Here is a 14,186-nt window from a genome sequence, read left to right as displayed (position 1 = left end):
CGTCACTTTAACCTATCAGGCTGACTCCGCCAGAGCAAGATCCTCGCGCGACTCGATACGCTCGTTGCCGTGATAGATACGCGCATGCTGCAGGCCGACAAACAGGCGATCGCCCCGCGATGGCGCCTCTTCATCACGCATCACTACCGTCAATGGCTCGGTATACCAGCCCAGGGGTTGTACCACTAATTGGGTGTAATGCCCTTTAGGGCTAGCCTCAAGCACCTGCACCGGCAAAGGGGAATCGAGGCTGGTGCGGCGACTGACGTCTACTTCCCACGGGCGCAAGAACAGATCGACCGGTCCCTGATGGGCAGGCGTGTAACCCAGCGGCCAGCGGTGGGCGCCGACGTGGAATTGTCCACCGCGAATAGTGCCCTGCATGCGGTTCACTTCGCCCATAAACTCCAGAACGAAACGGGTCGCAGGCTCACGCCACAGCTGTTCCGGCTCATCAACTTGTTCGATATTCCCCTGGCTCATCACCACCACGCGATCGGCCACTTCCATCGCCTCTTCCTGGTCGTGCGTCACAAAGACGCTGGTAAATTTCAGCTCCTCGTGAAGCTGACGCAGCCAGCGACGCAGCTCTTTACGCACCTGCGCGTCCAGCGCGCCAAAAGGTTCGTCGAGCAGCAGGATTTGCGGCTCAACTGCCAGAGCACGAGCCAGCGCCACGCGCTGTTTCTGCCCACCGGAAAGCTGTGCCGGATAACGGTCGGCGAGATGGGCCAGCTGCACCATCTCCAGCAGTTTGGTTACTTTCGCTTTGATCGTCGCGGCATTCGGACGCTCGCGACGCGGCAGCACGGTCAGGCCAAAGGCGATGTTATCGAACACCGTCATATGGCGGAACAGGGCGTAATGCTGGAATACAAAACCGACTTTACGATCGCGAGCATGCAGGCGGCTGACATCGGTTCCGTGGAAGCGAATATGGCCGCTGGTCTGATGCTCAAGACCGGCAATAATACGCAGCAGCGTGGTTTTACCGGAGCCGGACGGCCCAAGTAGCGCCACCATCTGTCCGGAAGGGATATCCAGCGAGATATCGTTCAGCACCTGGGTGCGGCCGAAAGACTTCTTAATATTGGCAATCTCAATGCTCATGATTTCCCTCCTGCTGCAGGCGTTTCTCTTGATTCTCTAAACGCCACTGCACCACACTCTTTAAAAACAAGGTCAAAATAGCCATCAGCGTCAGCAGGGCTGCGGCGGTAAAGGAACCGACGGTGTTATAGTCCTGCTCCAGCAATTCAATCTGTAGTGGCAGCGACAGGGTTTCACCGCGAATGGAGCCGGAAACCACCGACACCGCGCCAAACTCACCAATCGCACGCGCGTTGGTCAGCACTACGCCGTACAGCAATGCCCAGCGGATGTTCGGCAGCGTCACGCGCTTGAACATCTGCCAGCCGGACGCGCCCAGCAGGATCGCCGCTTCATCTTCGTGGCTGCCCTGGCTCAACATCACCGGCACCAGCTCACGCACCACGAACGGACAGGTCACAAAAATCGTCACCAGCACCATGCCCGGCCAGGCGAACATGATTTGCAGGTTGTGTTCGTCCAGCCAGCCGCCCAGCGGACCGTTAGAACCGTAGAACAGGAGATAGATAAGACCGGCAACCACCGGCGATACGGCAAAGGGAATATCCAGCAGCGTCAGCAGGAGCTGGCGGCCAGGGAAGTTAAACCGCGTCACCAGCCACGCCAGCAAAATCCCGAACACCAGATTCACCGGCACGGTAATCAGGGCGATCATCACCGTCAGCCAGATCGCGTGCAGCATATCCGGGTCGGCCAGATTCTGCAGCGCGGGCATAATCCCTTTGCTGAACGCCTGCACGAAGATGTAAACCATCGGCACAACGAGAATAAAAGCCGACACCAGCACGCCGGTGCCAATCAGAAACCATTTTCCCCAGTTAATGCGGGGAGCGTCGTAGCGCTTCAATTGAGTAACTTCCGCCATCAGTGACCTACCACACGCCGACCAAAGCGACTTTGCAGAGTGTTAATCGAGAACAACAGCAGCAGCGACGCGGCCAGGATCACCGAGGCAATCGCGCTCGCCGCCGGATAGTCAAACTCCTGCAAACGAACAAAAATCATCAGCGAGGTCACTTCGGTTTTCCACGCGATGTTGCCCGCGATGAAAATCACTGCGCCAAATTCGCCGAGACTGCGGGTGAACGAAAGCGCTACGCCTGCCAGCAGCGCCGGAGAAAGCTCCGGTAACACCACTTTGCAGAAGCTCTGAATACGCGTCGCGCCGAGGGTTTCCGCGGCCTCTTCATATTCCGGGCCAAGCTCTTCCAGAACCGGCTGCACGGTACGCACGACGAACGGAATACTGGTAAAGGCCATCGCCACCGCGATCCCAAGCCAGGTATAGGTCACTTTGATGTCAAACTGCGCGAGCCACTGGCCGTAAAAACCGTTCACCGAAAACAGCGACGCGAGGGTCAAACCCGCCACCGCCGTCGGCAGCGCGAAGGGTAAATCCATCAGCGCGTCCAGCAGCGTGCGGCCGGGGAAACGATAGCGGGTTAAGATCCACGCCATCAGCAGGCCGAATACGCCGTTGAAAATCGATGCCACAAACGCCGACAGCAGCGTGACCTTATACGCCGCCACAACCTGCGGGTTAGTGATCACTTCCCAGTACTGGGCCCAGCTCATCTCAGAGAGCTGCATCACCAGCGCACTTAACGGCAACAACAAAATCAGACAGACGAACAGCAGGCTGGTCCCGAGGCTTAAGGTAAAGCCGGGCAGCACACGTCTGGAGGAGACTGCAAACATCACTTACGCCCCGCCGCCAACAGTTTGTCCAGCTCACCACCGGTGGTGAAGTGGGTTTTCATCACCTCAGGCCAGGAGCCAAACTGGTCTTCTACGCGGAACAGATCGGTCTGCGGGAACTTGTCTTTCAGCTTGTTCATCACGTCCGGGTTCGCCACGCGATAGTAATAATCGGTGATGATGGTTTGCGCCTGCGGACTGTAGAGATAGTTCAGGTACGCCTTCGCCGCTTTCTCCGTACCGTTGGCTTTGACGTTCTTGTCCACCCACGCGACCGGGAATTCAGCAAAGATATTGACCTTCGGCACCACCACTTCAAAGCCCTGGGCTTCGTACTGTTTACGGATGTTATTCACTTCCGATTCGAAGCTTATCAACACATCGCCCAGCCCGCGTTCCACGAAGGTGGTGGTCGCACCGCGACCGCCAGTATCGAACACTTCCACGTTTCTCAGGAACTGTGTCATAAACTGCTCGGTTTTGGCTTTATCGCCGCCGTCCGCTTTGTCGGCTGCACCCCAGGCCGCCAGATAGGTATAGCGCGCGTTACCGGAGGTTTTTGGATTCGGGAAGATCAGCTTCACGTCTGAACGCACCAGATCGTTCCAGTCATGGATGTTTTTCGGGTTGCCCTTACGCACCAGGAACGCCATGGTCGAGTAGAACGGCGAGCTGTTATTCGGCAGACGACTCTGCCAGTCCGCCGGGATCAGGTTGCCTTTGTCATGCAGAATCTGCACGTCAGTAATCTGGTTGTAGGTCACCACATCGGCTTTCAGACCCTGCAAAATCGCCAGCGCCTGCTTGGAAGAGCCGGCGTGTGATTGCTTGATGGTCAGCTTGTCGCCGTTGTTTTCTTTCGCCCACTGTTGTTCAAACGGCGGATTCAGGGCGGCAAACAGTTCGCGGGAGACATCATAGGAACTGTTAAGCAGCTCAGTCGCCTGCGCCTGCGCGACCAGCAACAGCGAAGCTGCCAGCGCCAGATATCCTTTTTTCAGTACAGTAACGGCCATTGCGCACCCTTCTAAATGTGATGACGTAGAGCGATCCCATCAGGCGTGATTGTTGCAGTCAGTTGGGCATGGACAGCGCGGAAGAACCGGAGCATACACGGTGTGCGTGAGGATTCTGAGCGCTGCCCGGGCCCAAACTGACAACTAAAATAGCCTGATGGGATGGCTCTTTCTTATAGCCATAATATTTATAACGAGTACGAAAGGAGTAACGGTTTTATATACCGTTTGGTGATTTACCAGCAGAAAAGGGAATAAGGGGCGGGGGTGAGTGCCGGGTGGCGCATGCGCTTACCCGGCCTACAGTATTACAGAGCCAGCAGACGCTCAACGGATGGCGCGAAGTAGTAGCCGCCGGTCACCGGTTTGGTGAAGCGCAGCATCGCGTCGCGCTTGCCATCGGTATCCCCAAACATGCTCAGAAGCTGCTGCTCGATGTTGTACAGACGCGCGCAGTAGGCGCAGAAGTACAGGCCGTGAGTGCCGCTCGCCGTTCCGTACGGCAGGCTCTGGCGCACTATCTTCAGCCCTTTACCGTCTTCTTTCAGATCGACACGGGTCAGGTGAGACGTTACCGGACGGGCATCGCCGTCGATCTCGTCATTGGCCTCTTTGGTTCGGCCAATCATCATCTCCTGGTCGTGAACACTCATGCGGTTAAGCTGCTTGAGGTTATGCTCCCAGCGCTGCACAAACACGTAGCTGCCGCCTGCGTCCACGCCGTCTTTGATTACCGCCACATCGCGACGCGTCTCTTCGCCCGCCGGGTTTTCGGTGCCATCAACGAAACCGCTCAGATCGCGCTCTTCTACCCAGCGGAAACCATGAATCTCTTCCTGCACCTTGATGCTGTCGCCAAAGGCTTCCACCGCCGCCTGCGCCACGGAGAAATTGACGTCATGACGCAGAGACAAAATATGGATCAGCACGTCGTACTGGGTAGCCGGCGCCAGACCTTTCCCGTAAGGGATAAAGTCTTTCAGCTCTTCTGCGCCTTCGCCGCCGCTCAGCTGACGCCAGACGTTATTACCAAAGGCAACTACCGCGCCGAGGTGCGCATCCGGGAATTTGGCCTGGAAGGTGGCCAGTTTATCGACAAATACTTTGCTGGCCGCACGCAGGGCATCCACATCCCCGTTAACATTGGCTTCAATCCAAATCGCCGCGCGGCAATGTTCTGGCAAAATGCCACTCTGAACCTGAGACATCGCTCCTCCTGAAAAAAAAGATGCCACGCGTTCGTGGCATTGATGGCGGCTATTATACCTGGATTTCAGCGAGGCGGTTTGTTCAGGCGCAAATTACTGCTGCCAGATAATTTTGCTCACGGTCCAGTTTTTGAGAGTGTCATCCGCCGGCATCAACCCTTCCGGGCCGCTCCACTCGCCGGTGAAGAGATAGCGAATATGCTGGCTGTCTTTGGCTTTACACTCCACCGCGACTTTCTCATCCGCAACCGCGCTTTCACAGTTGCCGAATGCTTTCTGATACAGCTCGCTAAATGGCGTACCGACTTTCACGCCGCTGTCAGTCTCCACATCGCGGTCCAGCACTTCAACGCGATTTACGGTGCCTTTATCGCCATTGATAATCAGCGCCAGCTTGTCGTCTTTCAGCGCTTCGAAGTAGTGCACAATGGCACCATTCTCCGTTTTCATGCCGCTACGCAGGCGGTAATCACTGCTTAAGGCGGATTCAATCGCGTCCTGATTCAGCGGCGTTGTCGCGTTAATATTTCCGACGCCCTTCTCAGTCACTTCGAATGAGGAGCCGAACCAGTTCCACGGATAGGCCGCCGACCAGTTAATGGAGGAGATTGACGAGAGCGTTGAACATCCGGTTAACACCAGCGGCAAAGCGCATAAAACTAAACGCAGCGATTTCATTGAAACGTCCTTTCTTGTTAATTCAACGCTTGTTGGAGTCCAGCATCGATAAAAAGTGCCTTTAATCTTTTTCTATCGTGAAACTGGCGCGCAGACGCGGGTGCGTCAGCAGCCACAGCAGCGCGACAATATCCGCCACGACCAGCGCAATACCGATTCCGCCGAGAGGCTCGCCGTAAAACCACAGCAATGGCTGCCAGCACAGCAGCACCACCTGGGCGAGAATCAACAGCCAGCGCAGGCTGTACCAGATGCGCGGAAAAAGCTGTCGCCGTCCGCTGAGTAAAAAGGCCAGCACCGCCGGGACGCCGGGCAACAGCCCGAGCCAGAAGTTATCGCGATCGGGATAAAACAGATTCAGCAGCGTACTTCCCTGATCGCGGGACGCCCCCGCCACCACAAACAAAACCCAGGTTCGAGCCTGAAGCAGCAGCACACACCAGAATAAAAAGGGCAATTTGACGCGGCCCTGACTGTCATAGTGGGCCGGGTGAAACTCAGTATTCTTCATCTTCGATCAGGCGCTTCCCTAAATTCAGGACATCGGCGTGCTCATATCCAAGACGCTCGTACATCCCCAACACCACATCATTATCTTCGCGCACCATGATCTGAATCTTAGGGCAGCCGCGGGCAATCAGTTTCTTTTCCAGGCGGTTGAGCAGCGCGTTGGCGATGCCGCGACCCCGATATTCCGGGTGAACGCCGAGGTAATAGGCCGAGCCGCGGTGGCCGTCGTAGCCGCCCATCACCGTCCCCACCACTTCACCGTTGACTTCGGCGACCAGGAACAGGCTGACGTCGTGATTGACCTTACGCTCGATATCCATTTCCGGATCGTTCCACGGACGCAACAGATCGCAGCGTTCCCAAAGGGTAATCACCTCTTCGAAATCTTCCTGGCGAAAAACGCGTATCTCCATGGTATTAACCGCCTTTTTGGGTTTAAAAACAGTGATTATGGCGCGAACGCCGCCAATAGCCAATAAGCGGCGAAAAATGTGCGAAAATTTGGCATAATGTCACTCTGTCACGTATTGAAATGAAAAGTAAAACAATTCTCAACAAGGACTGTCGTCACGCTAAACGCGATACGATATAACACCAGGACCCCCAATTTTTTACAATTCAGGCCGCATGAGCACATTCAAACCTTTAAAAACACTCACATCGCGTCGTCAGGTTCTCAAAGCGGGGCTGGCGGCCTTGACGTTAACAGGCATCGCACAGGCACAGGCTAAAGACGATAGCACCCTGAAAACCAGCAATGGACACAGTAAGCCCAAGGTAAAAAAAGCCGGGGCAAAACGGGTGGTGATGCTCGATCCGGGACACGGCGGAATCGACACCGGCGCAATTGGTCGCAACGGCTCGAAAGAGAAACATGTGGTGCTGGCGATCGCCAAAAACGTGCGCTCGATTCTGCGCAGTAACGGCATTGACGCGCGTCTGACGCGCAGCGGCGATACCTTTATCCCGCTGTATGACCGCGTAGAGATCGCCCACCAGCACGGCGCGGATCTGTTTATGTCGATTCACGCCGATGGATTTACCAACCCGAGCGCCGCGGGTGCGTCGGTATTTGCCCTCTCCAACCGCGGTGCGAGTAGCGCCATGGCGAAATACTTATCCGATCGCGAGAACCGCGCGGATGAAGTGGCGGGCAAAAAAACCACCGATAAAGACCATCTCCTGCAGCAGGTATTGTTCGATCTGGTTCAGACCGACACCATCAAAAATAGCCTGACGCTCGGGTCGCATATTCTAAAGAAGATCAAACCGGTGCATCGCCTGCACAGTAAAGGCACGGAACAGGCGGCGTTTGTGGTACTGAAATCACCGTCAATTCCGTCCGTGCTGGTCGAGACATCGTTCATCACAAACCCGGAAGAAGAGCGTCTGCTCGGCACCACCGCGTTTCGCCAGAAGATCGCCAACGCCATTGCCTCCGGAGTGATCAGTTACTTCAACTGGTTTGATAATCAAAAAGCGCATTCGACGAGACGTAAATGAAACCGAACTCTCAGCAGGTCAAAGCGTTTCTGCTGCAACTGCAGGATCAGATTTGCCAGAAACTGGCCGCCGTCGACGGGGGCGAATTTCAGGAAGACAACTGGCAGCGCGAGGCTGGCGGCGGCGGGCGCAGCCGCGTGCTGCGTAACGGCGGCGTGTTTGAGCAGGCAGGCGTTAACTTCTCTCACGTTCACGGCGACGCCATGCCGGCCTCAGCCACCGCACATCGCCCGGAGCTGGCCGGACGCAGTTTTGAAGCCATGGGCGTCTCATTGGTCGTTCATCCGCACAGCCCGTTTGTGCCCACCAGCCACGCCAACGTGCGCTTTTTCATCGCCGAGAAACCGGGTGCCGATCCGGTGTGGTGGTTTGGCGGCGGCTTCGATTTAACGCCCTACTACGGCTTTGAAGAGGACGCCGTTCACTGGCACCGCACCGCGCGCGATATTTGTCAGCCCTTTGGCGAAGAGGTTTATCCGAAGTACAAGAAGTGGTGCGATGACTATTTCTATCTCAAGCACCGGAACGAACAGCGCGGCATTGGCGGCTTGTTCTTTGACGATTTGAATGCGCCCGATTTTGATACGGCGTTCAGCTTTATGCAGGCGGTTGGCGAAGGCTATACGGACGCGTACCTGCCGATTGTCGAGCGGCGCAAAGGGACGGATTACGGCGTGCGCGAGCGTGAGTTCCAGCTTTATCGTCGCGGGCGTTACGTGGAGTTCAACCTGGTGTGGGATCGCGGCACGCTGTTTGGACTACAAACCGGCGGGCGCACGGAGTCGATTCTGATGTCGATGCCGCCGCTGGTGCGCTGGGAGTATAATTTCGAGCCAAAAGAAGGCAGCCCGGAGGCTGCCTTGAGTGAGTTTCTGAAAGTCCGCGAGTGGGTTTAACACCCGACAGCACAGACGACGCCGCGCTTACAGCGGCTGCGTCTGTGCTTCGACCACCGCCAGCGCAACCATGTTGACGATACGACGCACGGACGCAATCTGCGTTAACACATGTACCGGTTTTGCGACGCCCATCAGTACCGGCCCCACGGTCACCCCTTCAGAACTGGAAACACGCAGCAGGTTATAGCTGATACGCGCCGCTTCCACGTTCGGCATAATCAGCACGTTCGCCGAGCCTTTCAGCGGACTGTCCGGCATCCGCTCGTTACGGATACTCTCAACCAGCGCGGCATCGCCATGCATCTCACCATCAATCATCAGCTCCGGGGCGCGTTCACGCACCAGCTCCAGCGTCTGGCGCATTTTGCAGGCCGCCGCAGATTTGGATGAGCCAAAGTTAGAGTGCGACAGCAGCGCCACTTTCGGTTCGATACCAAAACGACGGACGGTTTCCGCCGCCATTACGGTGATTTCCGCCAGTTCCTCCGGCGTCGGATCGTCGTTGACGTAGGTATCGGCAATAAAGGTGTTACCGCTTGGCAGCAGCAGCGCATTCATCGCCCCCGCCGTATGCACGCCATCGCGATAGCCGAAGATCTCCTGCACCACGCTGAAGTGCTCGTGATAATCGCCAATCGTCCCGCAGATCAGGGCGTCAGCTTCGCCACGATGAACCATGATCGCCCCGATCACCGTGGTGTTGCTGATCACCGCGCGTTGCGCCTGCTCCTGGGTGATCCCCCGGCGTTTCATAATGCTGTAGTACTCGCTCCAGTACTCTTTGAAGCGCGGATCCGATTCGTTGTTCACGATCTCAAAATCGACACCCGGTTTGATCTGCAGACCAAGTTTCTGGATGCGCATTTCGATCACGCTCGGACGACCAATCAGGATCGGTTTCGCCAGCCCTAAGGTGATCAGCTCCTGCGTCGCATGCAGCACACGCGCCTCTTCGCCTTCGGCCAGCACCACGCGTTTAGCGTCGGCGCGCGCCTGCGAGAAGATCGGCTTCATGAACAGGTTCGTTTTGTAGACAAACTCGGTCAGCTTATCGATATAAGCGTCGAAGTCCTCAATCGGGCGCGTCGCCACGCCGGAATCCATCGCCGCTTTGGCAACGGCCGGGGCGATTTTGACGATTAAACGCGGGTCGAACGGTTTCGGAATGATGTAGTCCGGGCCGAAGCTCAGATCCTGATCGCCATACGCCGAGGCCACCACTTCGCTCTGCTCCGCATGGGCCAGCTCCGCAATCGCATGGACAGCCGCGAGCTTCATCTCTTCGTTAATCGCCGTGGCACCCACGTCCAGCGCACCGCGGAAGATGAACGGGAAGCACAGCACGTTGTTAACCTGGTTTGGATAGTCGGAACGGCCAGTACAGATAATGGCGTCTTCACGCACGGATTTCGCCAGCGGCGGCAGGATTTCCGGCTCCGGGTTTGCCAGCGCCAGAATCATAGGCGCACGCGCCATTTTCGTGACCATTTCCGGGGTCAGCACTTTCGGGCCAGAGCAGCCGAGGAAGATATCCGCCCCTTCAATCACATCGTCCAGCGTGCGTTTGCCGTCATCCACCACCGCGTAGGTGGCTTTGGTTTCCGCCATGTTCGGCTCGCGATCTTTATAGATAACGCCTTTCGAATCACAGACCACGATGTTGTGTTTCTGCATGCCCAGCGCCACCAGCAGGTTCATACAGGCAATCGCTGCCGCACCCGCGCCGGAAACGACCATGCGCACATCGGAGAGATTTTTCTCGACCACGCGCAATCCGTTCAGAATGGCCGCCGTGCTAATGATCGCCGTGCCGTGCTGGTCATCGTGGAACACGGGAATGTTCATACGTTCACGCAGTTTCTGCTCAATGTAGAAACATTCCGGCGCTTTGATGTCTTCAAGGTTGATGCCGCCAAAGGTTGGCTCCAGCGCGGCCACAACGTTAATAAATTTGTCCGGGTCCAGCTCATCCACTTCAATATCAAACACGTCGATACCGGCGAATTTCTTGAACAGTACGCCCTTCCCTTCCATCACCGGCTTACCGGCCAGCGCCCCGATATTGCCAAGCCCGAGCACCGCGGTGCCGTTGGAAATGACCGCCACCAGGTTGCCTCGAGCGGTGTATTTGTAGGCCGCTAACGGATCTTTTTCGATCTCAAGGCAAGGCGCGGCAACGCCGGGTGAATAGGCCAGCGCCAGATCGCGCTGGGTGGCGAGTGGCTTAGTGGGGGAAACCTGGATTTTGCCCGGTACAGGGAATTGATGAAAATCGAGGGCACTCTGTCTTAACTGATCATCCATCTTATTGTTCCTTTCACGTATCGATCAAAAAGGGTGGCGTACTCACGTTCCTGATGCTCACCCTGGAGTGGCGCATAGTATCGCCCCTGCGGACGGTTCAAACTTTGAAGGCAGCCAAACTCTCACCATCGCAGGGCAAAATTTGTTATCAATTTATAACAACCATGTTACCCACTCCCGAAAGCAATGCCTCCCCCGTCTGCTATGCTTTTTTGTTAAGTACGTCATGTATTTCGCAGAAGTGTGAACGAACGCACTCGCTTAACTCTGTTTTTTCTAAGGAGTCATTTCCATGAATCAATTAGACGGCATCAAACAATTCACCACGGTTGTCGCCGACAGCGGCGATATCGAGTCCATCCGCCACTATCAACCGGAAGATGCGACCACCAACCCGTCACTGCTGCTGAAGGCGGCCGGCCTTGCGCACTTTAGCCACCTGATCGATGACGCCATCGACTACGGCAAACAGCGCGGCAAAACTCAGGAGCAGAAAGTGGCGGAGGCCAGCGACAAACTGGCGGTCAATATCGGTGCGGAAATTCTGAAAAGCATCCCGGGACGCGTCTCGACGGAAGTGGACGCACGCCTGTCGTTCGACAAAGAAAAGAGCATCGCCAAAGCGCACCGCCTGGTGGAGCTGTACCAGGAGCAGGATATCGATAAATCGCGCATTCTGATTAAACTCGCCTCCACCTGGGAGGGCATTCGCGCCGCCGAAGTGCTGGAAAAAGAGGGGATCAACTGCAACCTGACGCTGCTGTTCTCCTTTGCCCAGGCACGTGCCTGCGCCGAAGCGGGCGTGTTCCTCGTCTCGCCGTTTGTTGGCCGTATATACGACTGGTATCAGGCGAAACAGCCAATGGACCCGTACGTGGTGGAAGAAGATCCGGGCGTGAAATCGGTGCGTAATATCTACGATTACTTCAAACAGCACCGCTATGAAACCATCGTGATGGGGGCCAGCTTCCGTCGCACCGAGCAGATCCTGGCGCTGGCAGGTTGCGACCGTCTGACCATCTCCCCTAATCTGCTAAAAGATCTGCAGGAAAAAGAAGAACCGGTGGTGCGTAAGCTCATCCCGACCTCAACCGTCCTGCCAAAACCGAAGCCGCTCACCGAAGCGGAGTTCCGCTGGGAACATAATCAGGACGCGATGGCCGTGGATAAACTGGCCGAAGGCATCCGCCTTTTCGCCGTTGACCAGCGCAAACTGGAAGATCTTCTCGCCGCCAAACTTTAATCATGCCATGGAGTGAATTATGTCCCGTAAAGAGCTAGCCAATGCCATTCGCGCCCTCAGCATGGATGCGGTACAAAAAGCCAATTCTGGCCACCCCGGCGCGCCGATGGGCATGGCCGATATCGCCGAAGTGCTGTGGAATGACTTCCTGAAACACAACCCGACGGACCCAACCTGGTATGACCGCGACCGCTTTATTCTCTCAAACGGTCACGCCTCGATGCTGTTGTATAGCCTGCTGCACCTTTCCGGCTACGACCTGCCGCTCGAAGAGCTGAAAAACTTCCGTCAGCTGCACTCTAAAACGCCGGGCCACCCGGAGTTGGGCTATACGCCGGGCGTGGAAACCACCACCGGTCCCCTCGGCCAGGGGCTGGCGAACGCCGTCGGGCTGGCGATTGCCGAACGCACGCTGGGCGCGCAGTTCAACCAGCCGGATCATGAGATTGTCGATCACTTCACCTACGTATTTATGGGCGACGGCTGTCTGATGGAGGGGATTTCCCACGAGGTCTGCTCGCTGGCGGGGACGCTTGGGCTTGGCAAACTGATCGGTTTTTACGATCACAACGGCATTTCCATCGACGGGGAGACCGAAGGCTGGTTCACCGACGATACGGCAAAACGCTTCGAGGCCTATCACTGGCATGTGGTGCATGAAATCGACGGCCACGACCCGGAAGCGATCAAGAAAGCGATTCTCGAAGCCCAGAGCGTGAAGGATAAACCGTCGCTGATTATCTGCCGTACGGTGATTGGCTTCGGCTCGCCTAACAAAGCGGGCAAAGAGGAGGCGCACGGCGCGGCGCTGGGTGAAGAGGAAGTGGCGCTGACGCGGCAGAAACTGGGCTGGAAGTACCCGGCCTTTGAGATCCCGAAAGAGATTTACAAAGCCTGGGACGCACGCGAGGACGGCGAAAAAGCCCAGCAGGCGTGGAATGAAAAATTCAGCGCTTACAAAAAGGCGCATCCTGATTTGGCGGCTGAGTTCTCACGACGCATGAGCGGCGGCCTGCCTGACGAATGGGAAGCGAAAACCCAGGCGCTGATTGACGATCTCCAGGCCAATCCGGCGAAAATCGCCACCCGTAAAGCGTCGCAAAATACCCTTAACGTCATAGGCCCGATTTTGCCGGAGCTGCTGGGCGGCTCGGCGGACTTGGCCCCAAGTAACCTGACAATCTGGTCCGGCTCGACCTCCCTGAAAGAGGATATCTCAGGAAACTATATCCACTACGGCGTGCGCGAGTTCGGGATGACGGCCATCGCGAATGGTATCGCCCATCACGGCGGATTTGTCCCTTACACCGCCACCTTCCTGATGTTCGTTGAGTATGCCCGTAATGCGGCGCGTATGGCGGCGCTGATGAAAGCGCGGCAGATTATGGTCTACACCCACGACTCCATCGGACTGGGGGAAGACGGCCCGACGCACCAGGCGGTTGAACAGCTCGCCAGCCTGCGCCTGACGCCAAACTTCAGCACCTGGCGGCCTTGCGATCAGGTCGAAGCGGCTGTCGGCTGGAAGCTGGCGGTGGAGCGCCACACCGGGCCGACGGCGCTGATCCTGTCGCGTCAGAATCTGGCGCAGATCGAGCGCACGCCGGAGCAGGTAAAAAATATCGCCCGTGGGGGTTACATCCTGAAAGACAGCGGCGGTAAGCCGGATGTGATTTTGATTGCGACAGGTTCGGAAATTGAAATCACGGTGAAAGCGGCGGAGAAGCTGACCGCCGAAGGACACGCTGTTCGCGTGGTGTCTCTGCCTTCGACGGATATTTTTGATGCGCAGGATGAGGCCTACCGGGAATCCGTGCTCCCTTCAAACGTCGCCGCGCGCGTGGCCGTGGAGGCGGGGATTGCCGACTATTGGTACAAATATGTCGGCCTGAAAGGGGCTATCGTCGGGATGACGGGGTACGGTGAATCGGCCCCAGCGGATAAGCTGTTCCCGTACTTTGGCTTTACGGTTGAGAACGTGGTCGAGAAGGCGCTCGGCGTGCTGTAGTTCGCACTG

At 56.7% G+C, this 14,186-nt stretch carries 13 protein-coding genes; 4 read left to right on the top strand and 9 right to left on the bottom strand.

Annotated features, from left to right (window positions below; all coding sequences use genetic code 11):
• Positions 1 to 15: 15 nt before the first annotated feature.
• The 8 genes from cysA to DAI21_RS11410 all read right to left on the bottom strand — a co-directional run bounded on the left by cysA (position 16) and on the right by DAI21_RS11410 (position 6,633).
• The gene (cysA, locus tag DAI21_RS11445) at positions 16 to 1,110 is read right to left on the bottom strand and encodes a sulfate/thiosulfate ABC transporter ATP-binding protein CysA (RefSeq protein WP_100779373.1); all 1,095 of its coding nucleotides are present in this window, start codon (positions 1,108 to 1,110) and stop codon (positions 16 to 18) included.
• A complete protein-coding gene (gene cysW / locus DAI21_RS11440; protein ID WP_100779372.1) occupies positions 1,100 to 1,975 on the bottom strand; it encodes a sulfate/thiosulfate ABC transporter permease CysW in 876 nt (291 codons plus the stop codon). Before cysW ends, cysA begins: the two co-directional genes overlap by 11 nt.
• Positions 1,975 to 2,808, bottom strand: coding sequence for a sulfate/thiosulfate ABC transporter permease CysT (cysT, locus tag DAI21_RS11435; RefSeq protein WP_100779371.1), 834 nt, complete (start codon positions 2,806 to 2,808; stop codon positions 1,975 to 1,977). Before cysT ends, cysW begins: the two co-directional genes overlap by 1 nt.
• Positions 2,808 to 3,824 (bottom strand): sulfate ABC transporter substrate-binding protein, encoded by a 1,017-nt coding sequence (locus DAI21_RS11430; protein WP_100779370.1) that lies wholly within the window; start codon positions 3,822 to 3,824, stop codon positions 2,808 to 2,810. Before DAI21_RS11430 ends, cysT begins: the two co-directional genes overlap by 1 nt.
• Positions 3,825 to 4,132: 308 nt before the next feature.
• Positions 4,133 to 5,032, bottom strand: a complete 900-nt coding sequence (locus tag DAI21_RS11425) for a Dyp-type peroxidase (RefSeq protein ID WP_107703154.1) — start codon at positions 5,030 to 5,032, stop codon at positions 4,133 to 4,135.
• A gap of 93 nt (positions 5,033 to 5,125) precedes the next feature.
• On the bottom strand, positions 5,126 to 5,710 hold the full coding sequence (locus DAI21_RS11420) for an RpoE-regulated lipoprotein (protein ID WP_107703153.1): 585 nt from the start codon (positions 5,708 to 5,710) through the stop codon (positions 5,126 to 5,128).
• Between the two features lie 61 nt (positions 5,711 to 5,771).
• Positions 5,772 to 6,221 (bottom strand): DUF2919 domain-containing protein, encoded by a 450-nt coding sequence (locus DAI21_RS11415; RefSeq protein ID WP_102104948.1) that lies wholly within the window; start codon positions 6,219 to 6,221, stop codon positions 5,772 to 5,774.
• Positions 6,208 to 6,633: a GNAT family acetyltransferase gene (locus DAI21_RS11410; protein ID WP_047624910.1), complete on the bottom strand. Its 426-nt coding sequence runs from the start codon at positions 6,631 to 6,633 to the stop codon at positions 6,208 to 6,210. The genes DAI21_RS11415 and DAI21_RS11410 overlap by 14 nt, the downstream gene beginning before the upstream one ends.
• A 214-nt stretch (positions 6,634 to 6,847) precedes the next feature.
• On the opposite strand from DAI21_RS11410, the gene amiA reads away from it, so the two are divergent.
• Positions 6,848 to 7,723 carry an N-acetylmuramoyl-L-alanine amidase AmiA gene (gene amiA / locus DAI21_RS11405; RefSeq protein WP_102104949.1) on the top strand — a complete coding sequence of 292 codons (876 nt, stop codon included), beginning with the start codon at positions 6,848 to 6,850 and terminating at the stop codon, positions 7,721 to 7,723.
• Positions 7,720 to 8,619, top strand: coding sequence for an oxygen-dependent coproporphyrinogen oxidase (gene hemF, locus DAI21_RS11400; protein WP_100779365.1), 900 nt, complete (start codon positions 7,720 to 7,722; stop codon positions 8,617 to 8,619). Before amiA ends, hemF begins: the two co-directional genes overlap by 4 nt.
• A gap of 27 nt (positions 8,620 to 8,646) precedes the next feature.
• On the opposite strand, the gene maeB is transcribed toward hemF, so the two are convergent.
• Positions 8,647 to 10,926, bottom strand: a complete 2,280-nt coding sequence (gene maeB / locus DAI21_RS11395; protein ID WP_107703152.1) for an NADP-dependent oxaloacetate-decarboxylating malate dehydrogenase — start codon at positions 10,924 to 10,926, stop codon at positions 8,647 to 8,649.
• A gap of 292 nt (positions 10,927 to 11,218) precedes the next feature.
• On the opposite strand from maeB, the gene tal reads away from it, so the two are divergent.
• Positions 11,219 to 12,169, top strand: a complete 951-nt coding sequence (gene tal / locus DAI21_RS11385) for a transaldolase (protein WP_107703151.1) — start codon at positions 11,219 to 11,221, stop codon at positions 12,167 to 12,169.
• 19 nt (positions 12,170 to 12,188) lie between these two features.
• Positions 12,189 to 14,177: a transketolase gene (tkt, locus tag DAI21_RS11380; RefSeq protein ID WP_107703150.1), complete on the top strand. Its 1,989-nt coding sequence runs from the start codon at positions 12,189 to 12,191 to the stop codon at positions 14,175 to 14,177.
• Positions 14,178 to 14,186: the final 9 nt, after the last annotated feature.

Origin of the sequence: Lelliottia sp. WB101, from assembly GCF_003051885.1 — a bacterium.
GTDB lineage: Bacteria > Pseudomonadota > Gammaproteobacteria > Enterobacterales > Enterobacteriaceae > Enterobacter > Enterobacter nimipressuralis.
The sequence above is the reverse complement of the archived record's forward strand: the minus strand, read 5'-3'. Positions and strand labels throughout refer to the sequence as shown.

What these genes read in the sequence shown, in the direction of transcription:
- cysA (WP_100779373.1), bottom strand. Translation starts at nt 1,110, where the DNA reads ATGAGCATTGAGATTGCCAATATTAAGAAGTCTTTCGGCCGCACCCAG.
- cysW (WP_100779372.1), bottom strand. Translation starts at nt 1,975, where the DNA reads ATGGCGGAAGTTACTCAATTGAAGCGCTACGACGCTCCCCGCATTAAC.
- cysT (WP_100779371.1), bottom strand. Translation starts at nt 2,808, where the DNA reads ATGTTTGCAGTCTCCTCCAGACGTGTGCTGCCCGGCTTTACCTTAAGC.
- DAI21_RS11430 (WP_100779370.1), bottom strand. Translation starts at nt 3,824, where the DNA reads ATGGCCGTTACTGTACTGAAAAAAGGATATCTGGCGCTGGCAGCTTCG.
- DAI21_RS11425 (WP_107703154.1), bottom strand. Translation starts at nt 5,032, where the DNA reads ATGTCTCAGGTTCAGAGTGGCATTTTGCCAGAACATTGCCGCGCGGCG.
- DAI21_RS11420 (WP_107703153.1), bottom strand. Translation starts at nt 5,710, where the DNA reads ATGAAATCGCTGCGTTTAGTTTTATGCGCTTTGCCGCTGGTGTTAACC.
- DAI21_RS11415 (WP_102104948.1), bottom strand. Translation starts at nt 6,221, where the DNA reads ATGAAGAATACTGAGTTTCACCCGGCCCACTATGACAGTCAGGGCCGC.
- DAI21_RS11410 (WP_047624910.1), bottom strand. Translation starts at nt 6,633, where the DNA reads ATGGAGATACGCGTTTTTCGCCAGGAAGATTTCGAAGAGGTGATTACC.
- amiA (WP_102104949.1), top strand. Translation starts at nt 6,848, where the DNA reads ATGAGCACATTCAAACCTTTAAAAACACTCACATCGCGTCGTCAGGTT.
- hemF (WP_100779365.1), top strand. Translation starts at nt 7,720, where the DNA reads ATGAAACCGAACTCTCAGCAGGTCAAAGCGTTTCTGCTGCAACTGCAG.
- maeB (WP_107703152.1), bottom strand. Translation starts at nt 10,926, where the DNA reads ATGGATGATCAGTTAAGACAGAGTGCCCTCGATTTTCATCAATTCCCT.
- tal (WP_107703151.1), top strand. Translation starts at nt 11,219, where the DNA reads ATGAATCAATTAGACGGCATCAAACAATTCACCACGGTTGTCGCCGAC.
- tkt (WP_107703150.1), top strand. Translation starts at nt 12,189, where the DNA reads ATGTCCCGTAAAGAGCTAGCCAATGCCATTCGCGCCCTCAGCATGGAT.